Here is a 26,878-nt window from a genome sequence, read left to right on the forward strand (position 1 = left end):
TATATTCATTTCTCCTTAATTACCTATTTTTAAAAATTAGGTCTTGATAAATTAATGATATAGCTTTAAGGATAAATGAAGTTAAAGAAGAAGGTCATAAGTCAATTGCTGTAATATGTAAGACTACCGAGGAGAGTACAAAAGTATACCAAGCATTGAAGAATGTTATGGATGATAATATACATTTAATTACTGATAAAGATACTTCCTATGGAGGTGGAGTAGTAGTAATTCCAACATATTTATCAAAGGGGTTAGAATTTGATGCTGTTATAATATTTAATTGCTCAAATGATAATTATATTGATGATGAACTTCATATAAAACTGCTATATGTTTCAATAACAAGACCTTTGCATAAGCTTTTTATATATTATAAAGATAAACCGTCAATATTATTAGATATTGATGGTGATTACTTTGATATTTTATAAAGGTCTGGATATTTACAATAGCATATTATGTCTGATGACGTTTTAGGATAGATTATAGATGATATATGATAATTTAAGTGATGATAGCTTAGAATTAAGATAAGAAATAGGAAAAGCAACCCGAAATTGAGAGTGTTGAAGGGATTGAAAAATAGGGAGATTTTAAATATGAAAATATGGACAATACAATCAATTGATATCTGGGAGAAGCTAAAAGAAGAAAAGATTGTAACATGTGATGAAAAATTGGCATCCTATTTAAAAGATGAAGATTATTCATTTTTAGAGCAATATAATTGGATTAGAAACAAAATGATAAATAAAATTGGTGATAGCTCTTATAAATCTAATATATATCCTATATGGGGATGGTACATTTATAAAGGCCAACATAAGAAACCAGATTTAAGGCGCTCTGCTCATGGGCCATCGGGAGAGCAAATGGCTTGTATTGAATTAGAGATTCCAGATAAGAAAGTTTTATTAAGCGACTTTGATTTATGGCATTATGTTCTGAATAATTGGTATATAGGAGATAGTGGAAATGAAGATGAACTAGATGCTGAATGGGAATGGTTGGATTCATTACCAAAAGAAGAAAGACAAGATTTAATTGAAAAATCATGGGATAAAATATTTAATATAAAAGAATGTCTTAATAATGAAATTTACTCTTCAGGAGAATATATTCAAGGTACGTTTTGGGAATTAAGACTTGATGAAGTAAAAAAAGTACAAATATTTAAAGTAAGATAGTATAAGTATGTTTGATAATGTTTACTGTGACTCTCCAAGCTCTCCGCCGAGTATAGATGTAAAGCTATCTTATAGAACTATGATTGTTTATGAATATTGGCTGTTAAGCAAATGGTATTCATAAACCAAAACCTTAGGATTTCAATATTATATCCTAAGGTTTTTCTAGCAACTAGATTAATAAAAGCAATAATTTATGCAGGAATGAACTGGCTGTTATAGAGTCTTTCATAATATCCGCCATTTTTTAATAACTGATTATGAGTTCCACTTTCCACTATATTCCCATTATCCATGACCAAAATCAGATCTGCTTCGCGTATTGTTGAAAGTCTATGAGCTATAACAAAGCTTGTTCTACCTTCAACCATTTTTAGAAATGCTTTTTGTATATGGATTTCCGTTCTGGTATCTATATTGCTTGTGGCTTCATCTAAAATAAGCATTGGCGGATCGACGAGCATTACTCGAGCAATGGTGAGGAGTTGTTTTTGTCCTTGAGATAAATTTCCACCAGCGTCAGAAATAAGTGTGTTATAACCATTAGGTAAAGATTTTATAAAGTTGTGAGCCTCGGCAGATTTAGATGCTGCAATAATTTCTTTATCTGTTGCATTTGGATTGCCATAAGAGATATTGTCTCGTATGGTACCTGAAAACAGCCATGTATCTTGAAGTACCATGCCAAAACTGGATCGTAAGCTGTCACGGGTGATGTTCCTAATATCAATACCATCAATGGATATAGACCCATTATCAATATCATAAAACCGCATAAGTAAGTTTACGAGAGTCGTCTTACCAGCACCGGTTTTACCCACTATGGCAATCCTGGTGCCAGATCTCACATTCAGGTTGAAATCTGTAATCAGAGGACGCTGGGGATTGTATGAAAAAGTCACATTATTAAAGTTTATTTTACCTTGACTGTGCTTAATATTAATAGCATCTTTAGCATCAGGTCTTTCTGACGGCATGTCAATAATATAGAATATACGCTGCGCTGATGCAATTGCAGACTGTATCTGGGTGAGTATTCCAGTTATGTCATTAAAAGGCTTTGCAAATAGATTCGAGTAAATAAGGAAACTTGATATATCTCCAACTGTTATTTTTCCTAGGATGACCAAAGTACTGCCGATAACACCTATAGTAGAATAGGTAATATTGTTTATAAGACGAGTAGTAGGTCCAGATAGGGAGCCGTAAAACTGTGATTTTAGGCCAGAACTATGTAATGTATTGTTAATTTTCTTAAATTCTTTAAAAGAGCGGTCTTCATAATTAAAAGCCTTCACAACTTTTTGCCCGCTAATAATTTCTTCTACATAGTCATTTAATTTCCCCAAATTTCTCGCCTGGGCCTTAAACATTTGCTGTGAACGGTTAGCAATAAATCGTGCCATTAAAAAAGAAGCAGGAGCAGAAAAAAGCACTACTATTGTCATAATTGGGCTTATATATAACATAAATCCTATTGCACCTACAATGGTAACTACAGCCGTGAGCAATGTTGATATACCATGAAGCATTCCATCTGAGATTGCATCTATATCATTTATAAAATGACTTATTGTATCGCCATGAGGGTGAGTATCATAGAATTTTAGAGGCAAGGTACTAATTTTGTCAAAAAGTTGATGGCGCATATCATTAACAGTTTGATATGATATCCAATTCGTTAGATAGGTCAAAAGCCACACAAATAGGTTACCAATAGCATAGATTAATGCCAAAATGATTAAAGTTTTGAATAGTGACCTGAAATCTACAGCACCTATTCCAATCATATGGTCGATAGATTTACCTATTAGAATTGGGCCAATCAAGCTTGATGTCACACTTAAAATTGCAGCTATAAAGGACCCAAACACATGAGCTTTATATTTTTCAGTGTATTTTAAAATTCTTTTTAATATATCCTTGTTCATATAGAACACTCCTTACTTGAAAGTTGTGATATACATATTTCTTTATATACTTCACAGTTATTTACAAGTTCTTTATGTGTGCCAAAGCCTACAATATGTCTGTTATCAAATACAATAATTTTATCAGCTTCCTTTATTGTGCTCACTCTTTGAGAAACAATTAGTACGGTCATATTCTGGCTTATTTGATTAATTGCTTGCCTTAGGGCTGCATCTGTAGCAAAGTCTAATGCACTTGCAGAATCATCAAGCATCAAAATATCAGGTTTTGAAACTACAGCACGAGCGATGGTCAAACGCTGTTTTTGACCGCCTGAAAAATTTAATCCACCACGTGATACCTGTGTGTTATATCCTTCTGGAAGCTTTGAAATAAATTCATCAGCCTGTGCAATTTTAGCTGCTGCTATAATCTCTTCATCTGTGGCATTTTGTTTTCCCCAGCGAATGTTTTCAGCTATGCTCCCTATGAACAATACAGCATTTTGAGGCACAATACCAATTTTATTACGTAGCTCATGAAGCTTATAATCTTTAACATTTATTCCATCCACAAAAATATTACCTTTTGTCGTATCATAAAATCTAGGTATAAGGTTGATAAATGTAGATTTTCCTGATCCGGTACTGCCTATAAGTCCAATGGTCTCGCCACGATTAATAATTATTGAAATATCTTCAAGGACCATATCACCTGTAGTACTATAAGCAAAGGAAACGTTGCTGAATTGAATTGATGGAGCATTGCTATTAATAATGCTGCAAAAGTACTTTGCATTGTCTGGAATAGATGCAGTAACTGCTAGAATCTCATTTATACGGTCGGCAGAAGCAGATGCCTTAGTAAATATAATTACAAGGTTGGATACTACTATAAGTGCAAGTAGTATTTGAGTAATGTAATTTACAAAGGCAATAATTTCTCCATGGGAAAGCCTTCCTGTGTTAACATGAAACCCAGAGATCCATAATATGCCTATAATGGCAGCGTTCATTACAAATGATGTCATAGGATTGAGCAATGAAGATATTTTACCAACGGCAATAGCGGAGTCAGTTAAATCATCATTAGCGGCACAGAAGCGTTGCTTCTCATTTTCAGTTCTGGCAAATGCACGGATTACTCTTACTCCAGAAAGATTTTCTCGTAATATTAGTGCAATTTTATCAAGCTTTTTTTGATATTTGCGGTAGAGAGGTGAGGATTTACTTATAACAAGGTACAATATAATTGCGAAAATAGGTGTGGTAACTAAAAAAATTAGTGATAACCTGAAGTCTAGTATCATGGCCATGACAATTGCACCTATACATATAAAAGGTGCACGTATGACTAGACGTATTAGCATGGCAACCGCAAGCTGAAGCTGATTTACATCATTTGTAATTCGATTTATTAGGGATGATGTACCAAAAGTATCTATTTCCGCATAAGAAAAAGAAGACATATGTTTAAAAAGAGTATTTCTTAAACCTGTACCAAAGCCCTGTGAGGCACGCGCAGCATAATATTGGCATATCATGGAGCTGCAAAATCCAAGTATTGCCATCAGAAGCATAAGTCCTCCCATTTTAAGTACATAATCTATATTGTGTTTATCAACGCCGTTGTTAATGATGAGCACCATAATTGTGGGCAGTAGCAATTCAAAGATCGCCTCTAGTAGCTTAAAAGCTGGACCAATTATGCATTCTTTTTTATATGGTCTTAAAAAAACTTTAAGCTTGAACAAATTTATCATCCTCCACTTGTAATATAATGGTTAGAAATATATTGCATGTTTTCATATCTCCGGCTATAATTGTATCATACGATTTTCCATATTTAAAATATCTATTCTGTATATATAATATATGAAAAAAATATATCTTTCTTGGAGGTTTCTATGGATATAAGACAATTAAAATATTTTTTAGCCATTGCAGAAGAAGGTCAAATAACTTTAGCGGCTAAAAAACTTCATATGGCACAGCCACCCCTAAGTCAACAACTCAAGCTTTTGGAAGATGAGCTTGGTGTAAAGCTTGTAGAGCGAGGCTCGCGGAACATACAGCTTACAGATGCAGGGAAGATATTGATGAACAGGGCACGCCAAATCTTAGAATTATCGAATTCTGTTGTAAAAGAAATTGAAGATTTCAGTAAGGGACTAAAGGGAACATTATCAATAGGTACAGTTTCATCATCAGGTGAAACACTTCTAAGCGGAAGGATATCAGAATTTCACAAGGAACATTCTGGTATTAAATTTGAAATATATGAGGGGAATACTTTTACACTTATTGATTTGCTAAATAAAGGTATTATTGAAGTAGGCATTGCCAGAACACCATTTAATGCTTTAAACTTTGAGTGCAAATATGCAGATGATGAGCCTATGGTAGCTGCAATACCAAAGGAATATTATTGGAACCCAGATAAGTTTACTATATCAATCAATGAACTAGAAAATAAGCCGTTGATTATTTACAGAAGGTTTGAACATCTAATTTATGAAACTTGTATGGAGCATGGATTCGAGCCAGAGATATTCTGTAAAAATGACGATGCTCGGACAGCTCTTATGTGGGCAAATGCAGGGTTTGGAATAGCTATTGTACCTAAGTCTGTATTTGAACTTGCTGCTAATAGAAATCTGATTTACAAAGAGATAGAAAGTGAAAAGTTGAGAACTCAAATAGCTGCAATATGGGTAAAAGATAGATATATTTCTCCCATTGCATTAAAATTTATAGAAAGCTTTGGAAGAGTATAGGTATAAAATATAAAAGGCCGCTCCTAGAAAATTGCTGGGAATTTATATTTTATGAATCTGTTTTTCTTCTTGATACAATATAACTTAATTTTTAATATCAGATATAACTTTAAATTTAAAGGATTCACTTTTGGAAGTAAGTTCTTTTTTTATTATAAGTTTCATAAAGAGTTCATTGATAAAAATCGCTATGTTAAGATGGAAGTTTTAGATAGACTACTTATTTTTTATTTACTAGTTAAAGTAGGCATGTGCCTACAAAAAATAGTTGACAATTTATATATATAGGTGCAATTGTCATGACTAAAATTCATATATGATATGAGTAGGCAATTGATTACTATAGAGACGGTGATTTGGATAACAGAGAAAAAGCAAAGCTTAGGGATACTGAATGGGAAGATTTTATTATTACAACTGATGAACTTTGTAATCTTAAGAGTCATGGAGTTATTTTATCAGATTTAAATTGATTCAGTAGAATACTATAGTCTGATGATATATCAAAGAAGTATATTCTTTAAATAATATATTTAGAGAAATTAAAATTAGTAGCATAGGGGAGAGTTAAGACCATATTAAAGCAAGGATTTACAAAAGGAGAATATCGATATTCACATGAAGACGTTGGAGGTTTTTCATTTATAGAAACCGTCCGAAAATCAAATTAATTTAATTACTGATACTAAGTAAGATATATTTGTAAAAAATTGCAAATCGGTCATAGGACTGTATTTTGCGATTTTTTAAGTCATTACTAACTATAGCGATGCTGTTTGAAAAAAGGGTCAAGGTATTATATAATGACATGAGAATAATGTATATAATAAAAAGGTGATTAAAGAATGTATAATATACTAGTTGCAGATGATAATGCGGAGATATTGGAAGTACTTGAGATATACTTAAAAGAAGCAGGATATAATGTTTATAAAGCAGAGGATGGTCTACGAGCTATTGATGTACTAAAGCTTCATAAGATACATCTCATTATTATGGATATTATGATGCCAAATTTAGATGGTATTAAAACCACTTTGCGTATTAGAGAGAGTAACAATATTCCTATTATTTTCTTATCGGCTAAGACTGAAGAATATGATAAGATAGAAGGGCTGGAAGTAGGTGGAGATGATTATATAACTAAACCCTTCAGCCCTCCTGAATTATTAGCCAGAGTAAAGGCACAGCTTAGAAGATATACAAAATTAAATGCTGGGCCGTTAGATCAAAATCAGATTGATATAAGAGGATTGACAATAAATCAAAGGAATAAGACAGTAGAAGTTAATGATGAATCAATTAAACTCACACCTACAGAATATAAAATTCTATTATTATTGGCAAAAAACAAGGGAACGGTATTATCCTTGCAAACCATTTATGAATCAGTATGGAAACAGCCGTTTTTGGATTCGGAGAGTACCGTAATGTTTCATATCAGTAAGATAAGAGAAAAGATAGAGCTAAATCCTAAAAGGCCTATATATTTGAAAGTTGTATGGGGTCATGGATATATGATTGAATGAGAGGAAAGCCTATGAAAAATAAAAATAATAGGATATATAGGGTTATATTTTTTATCTCCATTTTATTCATAAGTATAAGTATGGTATCCTCTATTGGGATTTGGAAAAATAGAAGATTTTTCTTTGAAGGATATATTTATAGTAATTATCTGAATAATACTGTTAGTGACTATTGTTCCCAAGTATATAGATTTATAACGGGAGATATGTCGGAGGCAGAAGAAGAAGCATTTCAGGTACGAAATAAAGGAGCATATTATTATATTACAGATGATAATACAAAAGAAACCTTTACTAACCTTCCGGAGGATATGAATCATATTGAATTTTCTTCTCAGCTTAATATTTTATCCTTTGAATATAGTGATTATCAAAGGACATCCTTAAAAGGTATAGGAGATTCAAAGCTATCGTTTACATTAGATTATAGGAATATTGATTCGAAGCATATTAACTTTTCAGGCTTCATATTTATCGATAAAAATGATAAAACGACCTCAAGTTTATTTGGTTACGCTATTGATACAGGATTTAAACAGCAAAAAATATTATATTTAGAGATTAAAATTGCTGTAATTTCTCTTTTATTTGGCATTATACTGTACATTGCAGTATATAAGAAAGCAATAGAGAATTTAAATGAAGGAATAAGTGTAATACCAATAGATGTAAGATTAGGAAGTCCCATATTGGCTTTTATCCTTTTAGTATTTTTATTTAATACCTATTTATATACGATAGGGCTTTTTTCGGCATTGTTGAGACGTATTATTTTATATTTTACCTTTGTTATATTGACATTCATCATGCTAACGGGTTCCATATTGTTGATAATAAAAGCGGGTGAATATAAAAAGGACAATATGAAATTTAGTCAGGAATGGGAAAACAGACTCACAAAAAATATACCTGCATGGATTATAGGATTGATTTTGCAGATTATTTGGTACTTTTTTGTACTATCCTTCTTTGGACCGGGGAATACCATATACGATTACATCTTAATGCTCAAAACGAAATGGCCCATAGTGATTATACATAATTTAGTTATTTTGATGTTTTTTATATTAATTCGTCAAATCATAATAAACAAAAGAATATATACAAGAGAAGTTATAGACATTACACAAAAAATAGCAAAGGGTGATTTGGAGCAAAGTGTTCCGGTTATTGGAAATGATAGTTATGGTAAAATAGCTCATAGTATTAATGAAATAAAAGAAAGCTATGTCCATGCACTTGAAGAACAAAAAAAGAGTGAAAGGTTAAAATATGAGCTAGTGACTAATATTTCCCATGATTTAAGAACACCTCTAACATCTATTATAAACTATATTGAATTAGTTAAGAAAAAAGGAGTATCAAATGAAATAGAAAAATATATTTTTAATGCTGATACAAATGCAAAGAGACTTAATATTTTAATTGAAGATTTATTCGAACTGTCGAGAATAGAAAGCGGTAATATTCAGTTGGATATTTCACAGGTTGACATTGTGTTGATGATTAAGCAAATAGGTTACGAATATACGGAGAAAATGAATGAAGGGAAGCTTGAGCTAGTTGTAGAAGCCACAAGCAAGCAAATCTTGTGGTCTTGTGATAGTCTTAAAATGTGGAGAGTATTTGATAATATTATAAGCAATGCAGTCAAATATTCTTTGCCAAATACAAGGATATATGCAGCAATTACAGAAGATATAGAAGATAGACAGCTCATTATCAGTATAAAAAACATAGCCTCCTATAAAATGGATTTTGAAACCGATGAATTATTTTTACGGTTTAAAAGAGCGGACAGTTCAAGAAGCTCTGAAGGTTCGGGATTAGGGCTTGCCATAGCGAAGAGTATCATAGAGCTTCATCATGGCAGTATCAATATTGAGACAGAAGGAGATATGTTTAAAGTCATTATTGAGTTAAAGGATATATCTTTATAGCAGAAAAAGCGTATTATAGTTAACTATATTACGCTTTTTTTTAATGACTAAAACAATCCTAAGCAAATCCTAAGAAATTTTATCAACTTCTTCTTATATAATCTATATGTAAATAAATCTAATTAGAAGAGGAGAGGAGATAATGAAAAAAACCTTACTTGCTACTATACTAATTCTAACAATATTAGTTGGATGTACTGGAAATATCCAGAATAGTGATGAAGAAACTCTTAACCTGTCAAAACAAAAGGATGAAGAGGAATATATACCCCCTAAGATGGAGGGAGAGCTTACGGTTTCAGCTATGTTTGAGCAAGAATATTTAACAATAGCAGCCCAAAAGTTTATGAGCAAGTATCCTGATGTAAATATTATCATAAATTCATATGTGAGGACAGAAGGTGATAATGTTGTCGGTACTTCTGAGGAATTTTCCGCAGAGAGCTATAGAAATCAGTTAAATACAAAAATAATGACAGGAAAGGCTGAAGATATTATTCTTACAGGACATCTCCCAATTCATAAGTATATTAATATGGGTGTATTTGAAGAGTTAAGTAATTTATTAAACCTTACACCTGAGATTAATTCCGATAATTATTTTATGAATGTACTAGAAGCTCAAAAGGACAAAGATGGAAAAATATATATGCTGCCGCTTATGAGTAGATTTTCCGTTGTTAGCTTTGATGAGCGGTTGGTGACCGATAGCAACAAAAAAATAGATGATGACATGACAAAAATCAGCTTTGAAAAAGCGGCGGAGTTTGCACAACAGCTTGTAGATAATACAAGCAGAAAAAATACTTTTTTAAGCCAAGAGGAAGGAGCACACTTTTTAAACTATGCTTTTAGAGACTATCTTAATGAATTTATTGATATAGACAATAAAAAGGTAAATATTGGAGAACGATATATTAATTTATTGAATCATATAAAGGATTTAGAGAATAAAGGTTATTTTGCAGCAAAAGGCAGTATAGATTTTTATAATATGGAATATTACTTCGCCTTTAATGTTGACTTTGACACACAGGCTGCTTTCTTTAGTTTACTTCCAGATACTTATACTTATGCAATGCCATTGTCTGATGCCAGTGGAAATGTTTATGTAAATCCAAGTAATAGTGTTGGAATCAGTAGCAATTCTAAGCATAAAAAGTTGGCATGGGAGTTCATTAAGTTTTTATTATCAGAAGAAGTACAAAGTTTACCGGGCTTCTATGGACTAGGTGTAAATAAAAAAGGCTTTGATAATTCTGCTGAAAGGATTTTAAAATTATATAACAAAGATGAAGAGGTTAGCAAAGAAGAATATAGAAATCTTTTAGAAAAATGGGTAATGGAAATTAATGCTTATGATATAAATGATCCTGTCATTAGTGAATTTATCTGGGAAGAGAGTAACAAATTTTTTAATGGAGAACAGTCGGCAGAAGAAGCTGCGAGGATATTGCAAGCAAAGATAAGTAAGTATTTAAACGAATAATATTTGAGAGCGAGATGATTAAATGAAAAAGAATAATAAAATACCAATTATTATGCTGAGCATCAGTTTATTAGGATTTTCATTTTTTTATCTCTTTCCCTTTATTTTTTCTTTAGTTTATGGGCTGACTGATAATCCCATAAATATGAAATTTGTAGGCCTTAAAAACTTTATTGATTTATTCCAAAATCAATATTTTATGCTAGGTCTTAAAAATACGGCTATTTTTATGGTAGTCAGCATACCTCTTAATATGTTGTTATCTTTGTTTATAGCATTGGCTATAAACAAGCTTACAAAATATAGAAATCAGTTTAGCCTTGTATTTTTAATACCATTGGTTATACCTTCAGCGACTATAGCATTCTTTTGGGAAAATCTTTTTAGTGTAAACGGTGTTGTCAATAAATACTTAAGCACTTTTGGAATGGATAAAATAGATTGGTTTCAGAGTAAATACGGTATGCTTGTTATGATATTTATATTCTTATGGAAAAACATAGGCTATAATATGGCTCTTTTTATCAGTGGACTAAATAATATTCCGGAAGAGTATTATGAAAGTGCTGATATTGAAGGTGCTAATTGGCTTCATAAATTTACTAAAATAACATTGCTATATTTGACGCCTACCATATTTTTAGTATTGATTATGACATTTGTTAATTCCTTTAAGGTATTTAAGGAAATATATATTATTACAGGGGAATATCCTCATGAAAGTCTGTATGTTCTGCAACATTACATGAATAATATGTTTCTATCATTAAATTATTCAAAACTTGTTAGTGCCGTTTATATTTTGACTATTGTCATTGTATTTTTTGTGGCTGTGATATTTAAGACCGAGAATAGATTGGCTAAAGATTTAAGAGGTTAAGGAGGTAATAGTCATGTGTAAACCAAAACCCAATTCCAAAAGAATTTTTCATGTAACTTTATTGATTGTGTTCTCTATTATGGCAATCATTTATATTCTTCCCTTGGTCATTACCTTTACCAACTCTTTGATGAGTATGAATGAAGTGAGTAGTCATTATAGTACTATGGGAGATATTTTTCATCCAGAAGGAAAATTTGTTGATATGGCTATAATTCCAGAAAAGATTACACTATCTCAGTATATCCATATACTTTTAGAGAATCCTGTTTATCTCAATATGTTTTGGAATTCCGTTAAAATTGCTGTTCCTATTGTGGTGGGACAATTATTTGTATCCTCTATGGCAGCTTATGCATTTACAATACTTCAATTTAAAGGTAGGGAACTTTTATTTTTTATTTATATTATTGTCATGCTGCTTCCTTTGCAGGTTACCTTAATGCCAAACTACATAGTATTTGATTGGTTAAATATGACAGACAATTATCTCGCCATCATTCTGCCTGGTATATTTAATCCCTTTGGAGTATTTCTTCTAAGACAGTTTATGAAGATGATACCAAGTGCATATATAGAATCAGCACAAATGGATGGGGCTGGGCATATCAGGATATTCTTCAGTATTGTGTTGCCTATGATAAAATCAGGACTTGCTTCTGTAGCTATGCTTACCTTTATTGATTATTGGAATATAGTTGACCAGGCTGTTATTTTCGTTAAAGATACTTATGCACAGCCCATGTCATTATTCTTAGCCAGAATCAATGAAGGGCAGATGGGAGTATCCTTTGCATCATCATGCTTTTATATTTTTCCAGTATTGATTATATTGTTTTACGGTCAGGAATATTTAAAAGAAGGAATAAATTTATCAGGATTAAAAGGATAACATTGAGAGGTGATTAAAACATATGAATAGCAAAAAATCTATAAAAGGAATAGGTATATTTTTAGGAATTACACTTTTTCTAACCTTTTTTTCTAAAACTATCTACAATTTCAATCTTCCACCTGTAACAGCAGTATCTCTTACAGGTGGGAAATTAGTGAATACCATTGAAGGAACCTCAATTATTACTTATAGAGACAGCTATGATGTCTATGCAAAAAAAGAAGGAATAGTGAAGGATGTTTTTATTAAGCCCGGTGATAAGGTAATAAAGGGGCAGGCTCTTATAGAATTTGATTTAGATAAGGATTATATTGAGCAATTGACATTGGACATACGAAGAAAGGAACAGGATATTAAGCTTTTAAATATGAAATTAAATAATCTGAAATCTAAGGATTTGTCTCCCCAAAAAGGAGAAATTGAAAAATTGAATGTTGAGATTTCAGATGTAGAAGCTGAGATAGATAGTATTGAAAATGGCACATATGAATCATTAAAAAAATTGGAATATGAGTTTAATATCGATATGGCGGAGAAAAGGTTAAGTGATAAAAAGGAGCAATTTAACGCAGGAATGACAAACAGGTCAGAGCTTCATGAAGCAGAAAATAATCTTGAAATGGCTAAGTTACAATATGAACAATATATACAATCTGAAAAAGAAGCTAAAAACAACTTATTAAAAGATAAACAGGAACAATTGAATAGATTGTACGAAAAAACATTTTCCTTTGAAGAGGAAAATGAATATGCAATTACGGATTTGCATTTCCAAATAGAGAATATTCAAGATGAGCTTTTAATATTGAATAGAAAATTAGAACAGGAAACAGATGAACTTATTATTGAGCAGCTTACATTGGACATACGAAGAAAGGAACAGGATATTAAACTTTTGAATATGAAGCTGAATAATTTAGAATCTGAAGATTTAGCTGCAGAAAGAAGAGAAATCAGAAAATTGAAGAGTGAAATTTCAGATATAAAATCTGAGATAGATAATATTGAAGATGGCAGATATGAATCATTGAAAAAGCTAGAATATGAGCTTAATATTGATATGGCAGAGAAGAGATTAAATGATAAAAAGGAACAGTTTAATGCAGGAATGACAAATAGATCCGAGCTTCATGAAGCAGAGAATAATCTTGAAATGGCTAAGATGCAATATGAACAATATATACAATCTGAAAAAGAAGCTAAAAATGCTTTATTAAAGAATAAGCATGAACAATTAAATAGCTTATATGAAAAAACCTTTTCCTTTGAAAAGGAGAATGAATATACAATGATGGAAATGAATTTTCAATTAAGCAATACTCAGTCTGAGCTTTTGATATTAAATAAGAAGCTTGAGCAAGAAAAAAATAGTAAAATTGTAGCAGAAGCAGACGGCATCATTATTGATGTAGAATGTGAGGCGGGAAGGTTTATAAACAAAAATGATGTTTTGGTTCAGATGCAGGATATGTCAAATGAATTTAAGGCAGAGTTAGTTATTGATGAGGAACAATTAGATCTGTTTAATACGGAAAGTTCTGTGGAAATAAAAGTAAAGGGTATTGCAGAAACATTGAAGGGTGAGATTATAGGTATAAATCCCAATGGAAATGAAGATGGCACAGGACATAAAATAACTATAACCCTAAAGGATACCTCATTTCAGCTGGCGGGGAAAAATGCTGATATAAAGATTAAAACTGAAAGTGAGCTATACAATTTTATTATACCAAATGATACAATAAGAAAAGACATAAATGGCTATTATGTTTTGGTGCTTCGAGAGGAAAATAATGTATTGGGCAGAAACTTTATTGCTCATAAGACTTATGTGGAATTAATAGACTCGGATAATTCTCTGTCAGCCATTAAAGAATTAGCTTTGTTTGAACCAATTATTGTCACAAGCACTTCTCCTATTGATGCCGGAAGTCGGGTGAGATATGAAAGTACCGGTGATAAAAAATGAAAGTAAAGAAAAGAGTTCTGGTGCTTTTGTCTTTGATACTATGCTTAACCACAGGGTTGTGTTATCTTATAGGAAAATATATAGGAGAGAGTACAGCCAACGACCTTTATATGATGTCTATAGATAAGGAGTTCACTTTTTTTAATGCCAAGGATATTACTTTCTTAAAAGAGAAGAAACAGTCCTTTACTTTTATGGCAAGACAGTATATGAATGTTTATTCTAGTATGATTGAAGGTCGGTCAGAGATTATCGGAACCAATGAGGATTTTTCCTATATGAGTAAGTTGAAAATATTATCAGGGTCATTTTTCAATGATGCACAGATTAAGAAAAACAGTAATGTAGTTGTGTTAAGCAGCGGAGCTGCTTGGCATTTTTTTGGAAATATACAAAGGGTTGTAGGTAATGATATAACTATAGAAAATGAAAAATTTCAAGTAATTGGAGTGGTAGAAAAGGATCTAGCACAGAAGGATGAAATATTTCTATATATGCCCTTTGAAAAATTAAATAAGCTTGCTTTTAATGAGTTGGAGGTTTTGGATATATGGCTTCAGCTTGATAATATATCGGAGATACAGCCAATTATAACAGAAATGGGATATCTGTCTGACAGCATAAATATTGTTGAAATGAGTCAGTACAAGGATATTGCTATGCAGCGTTTTAAATTTATTATTTTTATTATGGGTATAGGTATTATCATTTTTTTATGGAAAATGATATTGAATAATATAAGGAGCTTAAAGCAAGTAATAATAGAATTTTTGAAAGAAAACTATATAAGAGATATATGGTGGATTTTCAGTAATAGAAAAAATCTCTTTCAGCTTTTATATTCCTTAGGCTATATGCTGGCTGCCTCATTAATTTGGAAGATAACTCGATTTAGACCATGTATACCTGATGGGTTTTTTATGTGGAGGAATTATAATTTTCATGCTTTGATGGATATATTAGACTTTTACATTCAGTCTAGTATTGGAGTTCCAGGATTGCAATATCTAAATCGTCTAAATACTATATCCAATATATTGTTTTTCCTATCTATATTATTAGCTGCATCTATTTTGACCATATTATTTAGAAAAAATCAAAGGAATTTCCTAATTAGAACTGAGATGAAGGATGCATGAAGACATATAGAGAAAGGAGAGAAGTTCTTTGAAATTACAACTGAAGAACATTAGCAAGGTATATGATAATGGGTTCACGGCTGTAAGAGATTTTAATTTAAATATTGAAGATAAAGAATTTATAGTTTTTGTAGGGCCCTCAGGCTGTGGAAAGACTACTACTCTGAGGATGATTGCAGGCTTGGAGGAAATATCGGATGGAGAATTGAAAATTGATGGGGAAATTATGAATGATGTATTGCCTAAAAATCGGGATGTTGCTATGGTTTTTCAAAATTATGCCTTATATCCACATATGACCGTATATGATAATATAGCCTTTGGCATGAAAATACGAAAAATATCAAAGTCAGAAATTGACCGTAGGGTAAAAGATGCAGCAAATATTCTGGATATTTATGATTTATTGAATCGCAAGCCCAAAACATTATCTGGTGGGCAACGTCAGCGAGTTGCCATGGGAAGGGCCATCGTCAGGGAACCAAAGGTTTTTCTCATGGATGAGCCCTTGTCGAACTTAGATGCAAAGCTAAGAATCCAAATGAGGTCGGAGATTGCCAAACTATATCATAGACTTCAAGCAACCATAGTCTATGTAACTCACGACCAGACAGAAGCCATGACTCTTGGAACCAGAATAGTCGTGATGAATGAGGGAGTAATTCAACAGGTCGACACTCCTCAAAGCTTATATCATCATCCTAAGAATATGTTTGTGGCAGGATTTATTGATGCACAAATAAATTTTATTGATGCAACAGTAAAAAAAATTGATGAAAGAATCTATCTTCACTTCAATGGTATTGATATAATATCTCCGGAAATAGTTGAAAATGCACTGGAGCATTATGTAGATAAAACAGTTGTAATAGGTTTACATCCTGAAGCCATACAGATCTGCGATAATGGTATAGAAAATGTAAAAGTAGATGTAGTGGAGCATCTAGGTTCTGAGAAACATTTATATTTAAATCTATCTGGAATGAATATCAATGCCAAAGTCAGTTCAGAATTAAATATAAAGGTTGGTGATAGCATAAAGATTTCCATTGATACAAAGTATATACATATTTTTGACAAGATAACAGAACAGGCTATAATTTAATATTAAAAAATTAAAAAAATGTTGACTTTATAAGTAAGGTATAATAAAATAAATAAAAATTAAAAGACCGTGAAGAGATGAGTAGATAAATTAAATTTTTTTACAGAGAGTTTCCGTTGGTGAGAGGAAGCAAAAAATATTTATTGAAAAAAGCCTCTGAGTCTTACATTGAACCTTTAAATAGGGGATGATGTAACGGGAGCTCCCGTTAAAGAGCTAGAGTATAATCTATTGACTATGCAGTTAAGAGACGTACTTGAAAAGGTTAATATGGTGACATATTGACAAACTGGGGTGGTACCACGAAGTGATAATCTCTCGTCCCCAAGACTTATGTCTTGGAGGTGAGAGTTTTTTTATTGTCATAAAGATAAATATTCTTGAAATTAAAAAAAGAACTTATATCAAAGTGTTATTAAAGTATCTTTTTTTGAAATCCATTTATGGAGATTTCATATTTGAAAAGAATAATTTATGAAAGCTTTCCTATTGGATTATAAAAATTTTAGGGATATATAAATATCTATTAAAAAAATGAAAGGTGGTATTATCAATGCATAACAACTATACAGATTTAAATAATTTAAGTGAAATAATGCAAGATGCTAATGAATTTATGGTAGAAAGAGTAAAAAAATTAATTCAATTAAAGGAGTGCGGGATTAACCCATATCCATATTCTTTTATCACAAATTCCAATTCTAAGTATATAATGGAAAACTTTGATTCTATAAATAGTGACCAAGAATTTATTTTAGCAGGTAGAGTTATGCTCTTAAGAAGGATGGGGAAGGTTACTTTTTTAAATATCAGAGATCAGCAAGGAACAATTCAAATTTATATAAGCAAAGCAGATGTGGGAGAAGAGAAATATAATCTAATTAAACTAATAGACACAGGGGATATTATAGGAGTACAAGGGAGTGTGTTTAGAACTAAAACAGGAGAAATAACTGTAGAGGCAAAGAAAATCACTATGCTTTCTAAATCCATAAGACCATTACCAGAAAAATATCATGGGATTCAAGATGCTGATTTAAGACAAAGACATCGTTCCCTTGATATGATAATGAATGAAGATGTAAAACAAAGATTTATTAACCGTTCAAAAGCTATGTTTGCCATAAGAGAATTTATGGATGGAAGAGATTTTATGGAGATGGAGACACCAATATTAGATACAAAATACGGTGGGGGAGAGGCAAAGCCTTTCATAACTAATGTAAATGCTCTAAACTGTGAAGTATTTATGAATGTATCTCCAGAATTATATTTAAAAAGACTAATGGTAGGGGGGATTGATAGAGTTTACACCATGGTAAGAGCCTTTAGAAATGAAGGTATAGATAGAACTCATTATCCAGAGTTTACATTATTTGAATGTTATATGGCCTATGCGGATTATGATGATATGATGAGACTTATGGAACAGCTATACGAATATGTATTCTTAAAAGTAAAAGGAACGACTAAGGCAACTTATGATGGAGTAGAAATTGATTTTAAAGCCCCATGGAAAAGAGAGACTATGTGTAATCTTGTAAAAGAAAATACAGGTATAGATGTAGAAATACTTTCAAGAGAAAATATAATAAGTTTAATAAAAGAGAAGGAGCTTTTATTAGAGGAGCAAGAAGAAGGGTTAGAGTTAGAGGAAACTTCAAAAGGAGATTTGATTTTAATACTATTTGAAGCTTATAGCGAGAAATACTTAATAGAACCTACCTTTGTAATAGATTTTCCATTAGATTCTTCTCCATTATGCAAGGTTCATAGGTCTAATCCAGAATTAATTGAAAGATTTGAACCTTATGCTTTTGGAGTAGAGCTTGGAAATGCGTATTCAGAACTTAATGATCCATTAAGACAGAGAATATTATTACATGACCAAGCTAATAAATTGAGAGCAGGACTCGAAACAGCAAGCCCAATGGATGAAGAATTTGCAGTAGCAATAGATACTGCAATGCCGCCAGCTGGAGGTTTGGGAATAGGAATAGATAGGATGATGATGTTTTTAACAGATTCTCCATCTATAAAGGATGTAATAGCGTTTCCGCTGATAAGAAGATAAATCAGGTATCTTATTAAAAACACTAATCTTTATTAGAAAAGATTAGTGTTTTTTACTGTGATTATAAATTCTACGACTATCACAAAATATGAGATAAAAAATAATGAAAAATAATATTGACTCCTTAAAGTGCAATAAAATACAATAAAGTCTAATAAAATACTTGACCTATACAATGAAAGTGTATATAATCATCTCAGATAGTAATACCGAAAGGATGGATATTTATGGAGGGCAAATTTTATACAGTTAATCAGGTTGCCGAAATATTAGGTATGCATCATAAAACTATAAGAAAATTTATAACACAAGGTAAGCTTGGGGCAAATAAGCTTGGAAAACAGTGGAGAATTTCAGAGGAAGATTTAAATTCCTTTATGAAACAAGATGTTAATACTAGCGATGAAGACATTAAAGAAGATGAAGAGATTGAGTTTTCAACTAATGAAATAAATTTAAGTATCATAAGACCAAAAATAAATGTATCTACTGTTATAGAAATCAATGAAATAGATATGGAACAGTATATGAGAATATCTAATACTCTTATAGCTATTATGAATTGCAAGGACCCAAGTATTGGCAAATCAACAATGAATATGAAATATTCTAAAGAAGACAATAGATTAAGAGTGATGTTATGGGGCACTATGAAGTTTACTGAGGAGATGTTGAATACAATTTCACTTTTTATAGAATCAACTAACTTATATTAGTTTAAAGTTAAGGAGGAAAAAATATGAATTATAATTTAATAGATAAAGACGATAAAAGATATATTGAATATATTTCTAATGAAAAATTGATTAGTAAAGAAACAGATGCTATGGATCTTATTGCTGCTTGTTTCGAGAATAATACTAATTTATTGATAATTCACGATGAAACGCTTTCCAAAGATTTTTTTAACCTTAGAACAGGATTAGCAGGAGGGATATTACAAAAGCTAGTGAACTATAACATTAAGGTTGCAATAATTATAGTTAATGAAGAAAATTTAAATGATAGATTTAGAGAAATGATTATTGAAGCTAATAAAAGAGATGATTATAGAACATTTAAGAACATCACTGATGCAGAAAATTGGATTTTATCTTAAAATAAGGGAGATTGGAGTTATAATATAATTGTTTCTTATTGTCCAGATTGTTTTTAGTTAAGGAAATAGTGCTTATATATTCTTAATAGATTTTCTATAACTGATGGAAATAGAATTATTTTGTAATTCAAGATAAACGAAAATAGTAAGAAAAAAAGGGGAACTCAAAATGAGTGAAATTCTATTGATTAATGATAAAAAATATATTTATAGATGTAATTATAGAGATAATAAAATGTTAAGAAGTAGCTTTGATAGATTAACAGAAAAAACTTATGGTTTTAATTTTAAACAATGGTATGAGAATGGTTATTGGGAAGACAAATATATACCATATTCTTTATTAGATGGAGATGAGGTAGTATCTAATGTCTCAGTAAATATCATGGATTTTATAATTTTAGGGGAACAAAAGAGATATATACAAATTGGAACAGTTATGACAGATGAGGAATATAGAGGACAAGGATTAAGTAGAATACTTATGGAAAGGGTTATAAAAGAATGGGAGGATAAATGTGACCTTATTTATCTTTTTGCTAATGATAGTGTTCTTGATTTCTACCCAAAGTTTGGATTTGAGCAGTGTGATGAATATCAATACTCTATAAAAAGAATAAAAGAGGATAAGTCAGAAAAAATAATAAGGATGAATATGGATAGTAATATAGATAGAGAATTTGTCTATAATATGGTTTGTAATACGATACCTCTCTCAAAAGTTTTTATGAAAAATAATGTATCTCTTATAATGTTTTATTGTACGTATTTTATGAAGGACAGTATTTATTATATTGAAGATTACGATACTATTGTTATTTGTGATTTTCATAAAGATATTCTATATATGCAAGATGTATTTGCGACAAAAGAAGTAAATTTAGATAAAATTATTAATGCAATGATGAATGAGAAAACTAAGAAAGTAGTTTTAGGATTTGCTCCAAATAATATTACTTCTTACGAAAAAAGTTTAGTGAATGAGGAGGATACTACTCTTTTTATTAAGATGGGAAAAGAAAATCCATTTAAAATAAGAGATTTAATGTTTCCGGTATTGTCTCATGCATAATAACGTTATAAAAAATATCCCGTAATAAAAAGCGGGATATTTTCCATTAAGAGAATCATATTTGACTTTTGCGGCAATCAGGTAAATTAAGTTTTATTTTTGCCCTATTTATGATATTTTCCTGTACACTCTACGATATCAATCTCAATTACAGCAGTACCTTTGATCATGTTATCAGGAAGTTCTTTTCCAGCAAATTGCGGATTGTACTTCTCAACCAGCTTATTCAATACTTTACGTTTATAATCCAAGTCCTCAATCAACGAAGCATTTCCAATAATTACAACACTGTTGTACTCTGCCTCAGTATCACAGGCATTCTCGATATTGTCAGTCAAGAGACCAAACAATTCATTAACTTCAAAGCATACTTTGGGGTTTCGATTTACATTATCGATTTTTTGTCCCTTTGGTAGTCCATGCATATAAATTTTGCCATTGTAGTAAACAAAGTGCATTGCAACAACATACGGATAACCATTCTCATTGATAGTAGCCAATCGTCCGGTATCCGCACGATGAAGTAGCTCGTCAATCTGCTCCGAGGTTAATTGAAACTTCTTCATTCTGTATTGCATAACTTAATTATCCTCCTAATCATATAAATTTGATTTATATTCAAGGTATATATGTACTTGATATACAATCAAAGGTATTATATCATATAAGTGTATCTGCTAAAAGATACACTTATATGATATAGTATAGGGTACACTTTAAAATAAGGATGGTTATAATCATATGATATATATTCAAGAAAATTCAGAAGATCCAATATATCTTCAAATCTATTATCAGATAAAAAAAGATATTGAACAAGGAAATATTGCACCCGGAGAACGGCTTCCAGGTATTCGCACACTAGCTCAAACATTAGGTATCGGGCGAAATACCGTCAATCAAGCTTATACTCAGCTGGCTGTAGAGGGATATATTCAACCAAAACATGGGTCAGGGTTTTTCGTTCTAGGCACTTCAAGTAAATTTACGGAGAGGAATTATGTTCCGCAGGATATAAATACTTTATCTGGTGAAATATTAGAGTCGGAAAAACCTGCAAGTCTGTATGATTTTCAGTACGGCACCCTTCCGTATGAGCAGTTTCCTTTCAAGTTATGGCGAAAATACACAGCTCAGATTATTCTATCATCGCAGAAAGAAGTAGTTAATCAGTATCCAGATAAACAGGGCGATCTGTTATTACGGCAAGAAATTAAAAAACACCTGTACAAATCAAGAGGTATGGTTTGTTGTGAAGAACAAATTATCATTGGTTGTGGGCTACAATATTCACTAAATATTTTGTGTACTCTTCTATCTAAGGAAAATAACACTATTGCAATGGAAGAACCAGGATATAATGGAGCAAGGGACGTATTTATCAATAATAATTATAAATTGCATGCAATCCCAGTTAGTAAAGATGGACTTATGATTTCATCTATTCATCGTTCTGATGCATGTGCTGCTTATGTAACACCTTCGCATCAATTTCCCTATGGAACTGTTATGCCAATTTTTCAACGTAAGGAACTCCTTGATTGGGCAAATATTAAAGATGCATATATTATCGAGGACGATTATGACAGTGAGCTAAGATATGATGCCAATCCAGTGCCAGCACTCTATTCCTTAGATGCAGAAGACCGGACTATCTATATCGGAACTTTTTCAAAGTCTCTTTCACCTTCTCTGCGGGTGAATTATATGGTGTTGCCAGTGTGCCTGCTAAGGAGATATCATAGCTTATTCCGTTCCTATAATTCTCCTGTATCATGGTTGACACAACATGTTTTAGCCGCATATATGAGGGATGGAAATTATGAGCGTCATATTCGAAAAATGTGCCTCGCCTACAAAAGACGTCATGATGTATTTGTGCAGGAAGCAACGAAAATGTTTGGAAGAAAAGTAATTTTACATGGTCGTGGAGCAGGGGTGCATTTCGTTTTGGAGTTTCCAGGTGGTGAAGAGCAAGCCTGGCTTATTAAACAAGCAGCAAAAGTCGGAGTTAAAGTATATTCTATGATTCCATTCTGGAATAACAGGAATGATTGTCCTCGAAACGTTATATTTGCAGGATATAGTTTATTGAGTGAACAACAGATACGAGAGGGTATTGCATTGCTACAATCCGCATGGTTTAGTGCATTACCATAATGAGAATTGAATGGTGAAATTTCGGAAGACATACTAGGTAAAACAAATGTATACTAAAGATATAATAAGACAAGGAGGTTATTCATATGAAAAATATTGCCTTCTATCCGACATCCCTTGGTTTGATTGGCATTGTAGAAAAAAACGGTGCAATTATTGAACTTTTCTTTGGCAAAGAACATAAGTCCACAGACTGTGAGGAGCAAGAAACCCCATTACTAAAGGAGGCAGTACGTCAACTTGAGGAATATCTTGACGGTAAGCTTAAATTCTTCGACCTACCCTTTGCACCAGAGGGTACAGATTTTCAGCAAACTGTATGGGCTGCTCTGCGGAATATACCCTATGGTGAAACTCGCACCTACAAGCAGGTGGCGGAGATGATTGGAAGACCAGAAGCATCCCGTGCAGTAGGTACAGCCAACAGTAAAAATCCGATTTTAATTATTACACCATGCCATCGAGTTATAGGTACAGACGGAAAGCTTGTAGGCTACGCCGCGGGACTTGCAGTTAAAGAAAAACTGTTGGAGATGGAAAAGAACTATGTCAACGGTTAAAACAAAGTATTTTGAATATGGCAGTATAGAATTAAATTACCTGGAATCCAAGGATCCTGTCCTTGGTGCTGAAATCAGCCATCTTGGGAGGGGGGAATGTCAGGCTATTCCAAATACTTTTACAGTTCTCGGCATTAATAAAGCATTGCAGAAATAATAGAATTCTATCTTGTAGATAAAGGATCTGAAGAGATAATCCGTGATATCAAGCAAAAATAAAAAAGAAGGTGATATGTATGCTACTCAGCGATGAGCAGAAATGGAAAGCTGCTATTGATTGTGATTCATCCTATGACGGTCAGTTTTTCTATGGAGTGAAAACAACTGGAATTTTCTGTCGGCCGTCTTGTAAATCTAAAAATCCAAAAAGAGATCACGTGATATTTTTTGATACTGCTAAGCAGGCTCAAACTGCTGGATATCGTCCTTGTAAGCGGTGCAGACCTGATCTCTTGAAATTTGAACCTAAAATAGAAACCATAGAGGGAATTAAAAAAGTAATCAATGAGCTTTATACTGATTCAAAGCAACTTAAAGAGGAAATCGATGGACTTGGTATTAGTAAAAACAGTATGATTAAATTATTTCAGGAACAGTTAGGCATGACTCCAGTTCAATATATTAATAAACTTAAAATTGAGAAGGCAAAGGAGCTTTTGTTAAATTCGCAGGACACGATTTTATCCATTGCCTTGCAATGTGGCTTTGGCAGTCTCTCAACATTTTACAGGTTTTTCCGACATTTAGTAGGTATGTCGCCTACACAGTACAGAAAACTTTTTGCTGGAAAGGAAGAGATGAAATGATTATCAGTGCAAGTCGCCGCACAGATATTCCGGTTATTGTTCATTCTTTCTTTTTGGATATGAGTATATATCATGTACATGATTCAGATAGATCACTTATTTACGTGGATTACATTGATATTATTCGGCTGTCCATATACAATTTATAATAAGAAGTCTTACGAAAGGATAGTTAAGTATTGAATATATTTCTGCTCCCAAAGTAGCGAAGAAATGGGACATTTCTGAACGGGGGTACAAAAATTTTCAGAAGAGAACAGATACCTAGTGTAGTACGGTTTAGTCGTATGTGGATGATACAAAAAGATGCACAAAAATCTGCTGATGAAAGATATAAGGTAACAAAACAATAAAAACTTCTTGGTTTCATATACGCTTCACATTACTATGCTAAATTGAAGTTAAGGAGGTGTACTTATGGCTACATTACTGATTGTTGAAGATGATAAACAAACGAAGCAATTTGTGAATACCTTAAGTTCGCAGGACATAAAGTTGTGCCTGCTTATGACGGAGCAGAAGCATTGCGGATTTTTAATCAAGGAGAAATTGACCTTATTGTTTTGGATATTATGCTGCCTAAAATCACAGGGGTGTCCGTATTGCATGAAATGCGGCAGACAAGCCATGTTCCTATCCTCATGCTTACCACTATTGAGGATGAATATACGGAGGTTCTAAGCTTTGATGAATAGGCAGATGATTACATAACAAAGCCCTTTTCTATGGTCTTGCTTGGAAAACGTATAACAGCACTTTTGCGGAGAAGTAGACGAACAATATCCCTTGATACTATGATGTTTGGCGATGTGACCGTAAATTTTTCTGGGTATACCGCAAGTGACAATAACGGCAAAATCGACATCACACCAAGGGAAATTGATTTGCTGAAACTGCTTGTAGAGCATAAAGGCTTAGTGCTTACGCGCTCTCAAATACTTGATGATTTATGGGGAGATGATTACGTGATTGTCGACAGGACGATTGATACCTATATCAAAAATCTACGAAAGAAACTGCGGCTTGACTGTATTGTTACTGTTAAAGGTATAGGTTATAAATATGAGGTGGATAGATGAAACGGCTGAAACTATTTCCTAAATTTTTTTTCTATACGCTGGTACTTATGCTGGCTATCACGTTGCTTGCAAGTGGAATGATTTATCTTCTTGCTCCGATTATGAATGATGGCGGTACATTGGTTGAAGATATACCGGGAATAGCCCAAGTTTACATTCCAAGAAACTCCGAGATTTCAAATGTCATTCTTCGCTCTCTGTCATATTCCATAACGATATGTATAGTTGTTTCTCTTATATGTGCTTTTTTCTTTTCCAAAGCAATTACTAAACCTATTAAGCATATTTCAGAGACAGCGATTCGCATGGCCAGTTTAGAAAAAAGCGCTGTTAGTAATATCCAATCAAGTGATGAAATCGGAATGCTATCAAAAAGCATAAACGAACTATATCAAAAATTGCTGTCTACCATTGAGAGCTTAAAAGAGGAAAAAGATCGTGTGAGTAAAGCGGAAAGACAAAAGGTGGATTTTCTTCGGGTAGCTTCCCATGAACTGAAAACACCTATTACTGCGCTAAACGCTATGCTTGAAAACATGATTATGGAAGTCGGTAAATACAAGGATTATGAAACATATTTGCCGTTGTGCAAGGAACAGACCGAGCAGCTTGGCAATATGATCTCCGAGATTTTAGATACCTCAAAATTGAGTAAGAGCATAGAGAGTGAGGAATCGCAAACATTTAATGCTTCTGTTTACCTGTCTAAGCCATGTGGTCAATATCAGTTGATAGCGAAAGCGAACAGACAGCATTTCAAAATGGATTGGCCCGATAATTTGACCGTTTGTCTGCCACCAAAAATGTTTACTAAAGCATTCTCCAACATTCTTTCAAACGCCGTTGCTTATACCGCACCGGGTAAATCCATAACTGTTTATATCAAAGGTCGTGAGCTGATTGTCGAAAATGAATGTCAGCCTATTCCGGAAGAACATCTAAAGCGTATCTTTGAACCATTTTACCGCCCCGACTATGCCCGCAATCGTCAGGACGGCGGTAACGGCCTCGGTTTGTATATAGTAGCTTCAATTTTGGAGGCTTTGAACTGTTCCTATTCTTTTTGCTCTATGATAGAGCCACTGGGTATGCGCTTCGTAATAAGATTGTAGTGGTCTTACTGCAAAATACTTTGATTCCATGCACTTTTCATATATACTCCATACATAGATGTTATCTTATTGTTGCACTCAAGATTGAGGGCA

General features: G+C 32.4%; 25 protein-coding genes and 1 other annotated feature. Of the genes, 22 read left to right on the forward strand and 3 right to left on the reverse strand.

Annotated elements, in window-relative coordinates:
* The first annotated feature begins 167 nt into the window (after positions 1 to 167).
* Entirely contained in the window at positions 168 to 434 is a 267-nt protein-coding gene (locus RDK80_RS08490; RefSeq protein WP_235601246.1) for an ATP-binding domain-containing protein, read from the forward strand.
* Positions 435 to 602: 168 nt separating this feature from the next.
* Entirely contained in the window at positions 603 to 1,190 is a 588-nt protein-coding gene (locus tag RDK80_RS08495; protein ID WP_308524029.1) for a DUF3841 domain-containing protein, read from the forward strand.
* Positions 1,191 to 1,384: 194 nt separating this feature from the next.
* Here RDK80_RS08495 and RDK80_RS08500 read toward each other — a convergent pair whose 3' ends face one another.
* Together RDK80_RS08500 and RDK80_RS08505 are read right to left on the reverse strand one after the other, a co-directional pair.
* Positions 1,385 to 3,121: an ABC transporter ATP-binding protein gene (locus RDK80_RS08500; RefSeq protein WP_308524030.1), complete on the reverse strand. Its 1,737-nt coding sequence runs from the start codon at positions 3,119 to 3,121 to the stop codon at positions 1,385 to 1,387.
* Positions 3,118 to 4,854: an ABC transporter ATP-binding protein gene (locus tag RDK80_RS08505; RefSeq protein ID WP_308524031.1), complete on the reverse strand. Its 1,737-nt coding sequence runs from the start codon at positions 4,852 to 4,854 to the stop codon at positions 3,118 to 3,120. Before RDK80_RS08505 ends, RDK80_RS08500 begins: the two co-directional genes overlap by 4 nt.
* A 153-nt stretch (positions 4,855 to 5,007) precedes the next feature.
* Between RDK80_RS08505 and RDK80_RS08510 the strand changes: the two genes are divergently transcribed.
* From RDK80_RS08510 to RDK80_RS08570, 13 genes are all read left to right on the forward strand, one after another.
* On the forward strand, positions 5,008 to 5,877 hold the full coding sequence (locus RDK80_RS08510; protein WP_308524032.1) for a LysR family transcriptional regulator: 870 nt from the start codon (positions 5,008 to 5,010) through the stop codon (positions 5,875 to 5,877).
* An 845-nt stretch (positions 5,878 to 6,722) separates the two neighbouring features.
* A complete protein-coding gene (locus tag RDK80_RS08515) occupies positions 6,723 to 7,406 on the forward strand; it encodes a response regulator transcription factor (protein WP_308524033.1) in 684 nt (227 codons plus the stop codon).
* Positions 7,407 to 7,417: 11 nt separating this feature from the next.
* A complete protein-coding gene (locus RDK80_RS08520; protein WP_308524034.1) occupies positions 7,418 to 9,346 on the forward strand; it encodes a HAMP domain-containing sensor histidine kinase in 1,929 nt (642 codons plus the stop codon).
* A gap of 142 nt (positions 9,347 to 9,488) precedes the next feature.
* A complete protein-coding gene (locus tag RDK80_RS08525) occupies positions 9,489 to 10,835 on the forward strand; it encodes an extracellular solute-binding protein (RefSeq protein ID WP_308524035.1) in 1,347 nt (448 codons plus the stop codon).
* A 22-nt stretch (positions 10,836 to 10,857) separates the two neighbouring features.
* Entirely contained in the window at positions 10,858 to 11,715 is an 858-nt protein-coding gene (locus RDK80_RS08530) for a sugar ABC transporter permease (protein WP_308524036.1), read from the forward strand.
* 13 nt (positions 11,716 to 11,728) lie between these two features.
* Complete coding sequence (locus RDK80_RS08535) at positions 11,729 to 12,607, forward strand: carbohydrate ABC transporter permease (protein ID WP_308524037.1); 879 nt, start codon at positions 11,729 to 11,731, stop codon at positions 12,605 to 12,607.
* Between the two features lie 22 nt (positions 12,608 to 12,629).
* Positions 12,630 to 14,579 carry an HlyD family efflux transporter periplasmic adaptor subunit gene (locus RDK80_RS08540; RefSeq protein ID WP_308524038.1) on the forward strand — a complete coding sequence of 650 codons (1,950 nt, stop codon included), beginning with the start codon at positions 12,630 to 12,632 and terminating at the stop codon, positions 14,577 to 14,579.
* Positions 14,576 to 15,718: an ABC transporter permease gene (locus RDK80_RS08545; protein WP_308524039.1), complete on the forward strand. Its 1,143-nt coding sequence runs from the start codon at positions 14,576 to 14,578 to the stop codon at positions 15,716 to 15,718. Before RDK80_RS08540 ends, RDK80_RS08545 begins: the two co-directional genes overlap by 4 nt.
* 28 nt (positions 15,719 to 15,746) lie before the next feature.
* Positions 15,747 to 16,823, forward strand: a complete 1,077-nt coding sequence (locus RDK80_RS08550) for an ABC transporter ATP-binding protein (RefSeq protein ID WP_308524040.1) — start codon at positions 15,747 to 15,749, stop codon at positions 16,821 to 16,823.
* 60 nt (positions 16,824 to 16,883) lie between these two features.
* Positions 16,884 to 17,152, forward strand: a binding site (T-box leader).
* A gap of 224 nt (positions 17,153 to 17,376) precedes the next feature.
* The gene (gene lysS, locus RDK80_RS08555) at positions 17,377 to 18,897 is read left to right on the forward strand and encodes a lysine--tRNA ligase (protein WP_308524041.1); all 1,521 of its coding nucleotides are present in this window, start codon (positions 17,377 to 17,379) and stop codon (positions 18,895 to 18,897) included.
* Positions 18,898 to 19,124: 227 nt separating this feature from the next.
* Positions 19,125 to 19,613, forward strand: coding sequence for a helix-turn-helix domain-containing protein (locus RDK80_RS08560; RefSeq protein ID WP_308524042.1), 489 nt, complete (start codon positions 19,125 to 19,127; stop codon positions 19,611 to 19,613).
* Positions 19,614 to 19,636: 23 nt separating this feature from the next.
* Positions 19,637 to 19,996: a DUF4180 domain-containing protein gene (locus RDK80_RS08565; protein ID WP_308524043.1), complete on the forward strand. Its 360-nt coding sequence runs from the start codon at positions 19,637 to 19,639 to the stop codon at positions 19,994 to 19,996.
* A gap of 169 nt (positions 19,997 to 20,165) precedes the next feature.
* On the forward strand, positions 20,166 to 21,068 hold the full coding sequence (locus RDK80_RS08570) for a GNAT family N-acetyltransferase (RefSeq protein WP_308524044.1): 903 nt from the start codon (positions 20,166 to 20,168) through the stop codon (positions 21,066 to 21,068).
* Positions 21,069 to 21,172: 104 nt separating this feature from the next.
* Here RDK80_RS08570 and RDK80_RS08575 read toward each other — a convergent pair whose 3' ends face one another.
* Complete coding sequence (locus tag RDK80_RS08575; RefSeq protein ID WP_308524045.1) at positions 21,173 to 21,646, reverse strand: pyridoxamine 5'-phosphate oxidase family protein; 474 nt, start codon at positions 21,644 to 21,646, stop codon at positions 21,173 to 21,175.
* Positions 21,647 to 21,809: 163 nt separating this feature from the next.
* Here RDK80_RS08575 and RDK80_RS08580 point away from each other — a divergent pair, with 163 nt between their 5' ends.
* The 7 genes from RDK80_RS08580 to RDK80_RS08600 all read left to right on the forward strand — a co-directional run bounded on the left by RDK80_RS08580 (position 21,810) and on the right by RDK80_RS08600 (position 26,785).
* Entirely contained in the window at positions 21,810 to 23,228 is a 1,419-nt protein-coding gene (locus RDK80_RS08580; RefSeq protein ID WP_308524046.1) for a PLP-dependent aminotransferase family protein, read from the forward strand.
* Between the two features lie 86 nt (positions 23,229 to 23,314).
* Complete coding sequence (locus tag RDK80_RS08585; protein WP_308524047.1) at positions 23,315 to 23,788, forward strand: methylated-DNA--[protein]-cysteine S-methyltransferase; 474 nt, start codon at positions 23,315 to 23,317, stop codon at positions 23,786 to 23,788.
* Entirely contained in the window at positions 23,775 to 23,945 is a 171-nt protein-coding gene (locus tag RDK80_RS08590) for a hypothetical protein (protein WP_308524048.1), read from the forward strand. Before RDK80_RS08585 ends, RDK80_RS08590 begins: the two co-directional genes overlap by 14 nt.
* Positions 23,946 to 24,024: 79 nt before the next feature.
* Positions 24,025 to 24,594 carry an Ada metal-binding domain-containing protein gene (locus RDK80_RS08595; protein ID WP_308524049.1) on the forward strand — a complete coding sequence of 190 codons (570 nt, stop codon included), beginning with the start codon at positions 24,025 to 24,027 and terminating at the stop codon, positions 24,592 to 24,594.
* Positions 24,595 to 25,091: 497 nt separating this feature from the next.
* Positions 25,092 to 25,289 carry a response regulator gene (locus RDK80_RS20090; RefSeq protein WP_374041665.1) on the forward strand — a complete coding sequence of 66 codons (198 nt, stop codon included), beginning with the start codon at positions 25,092 to 25,094 and terminating at the stop codon, positions 25,287 to 25,289.
* A 102-nt stretch (positions 25,290 to 25,391) separates the two neighbouring features.
* Positions 25,392 to 25,673 carry a winged helix-turn-helix domain-containing protein gene (locus RDK80_RS20095; RefSeq protein ID WP_374041666.1) on the forward strand — a complete coding sequence of 94 codons (282 nt, stop codon included), beginning with the start codon at positions 25,392 to 25,394 and terminating at the stop codon, positions 25,671 to 25,673.
* Positions 25,670 to 26,785, forward strand: a complete 1,116-nt coding sequence (locus tag RDK80_RS08600; protein WP_308524050.1) for a HAMP domain-containing sensor histidine kinase — start codon at positions 25,670 to 25,672, stop codon at positions 26,783 to 26,785. The genes RDK80_RS20095 and RDK80_RS08600 overlap by 4 nt, the downstream gene beginning before the upstream one ends.
* Positions 26,786 to 26,878: the final 93 nt, after the last annotated feature.

The organism is uncultured Tissierella sp., assembly GCF_902479755.1.
Taxonomy (GTDB): domain Bacteria; phylum Bacillota; class Clostridia; order Tissierellales; family Tissierellaceae; genus Tissierella; species Tissierella carlieri.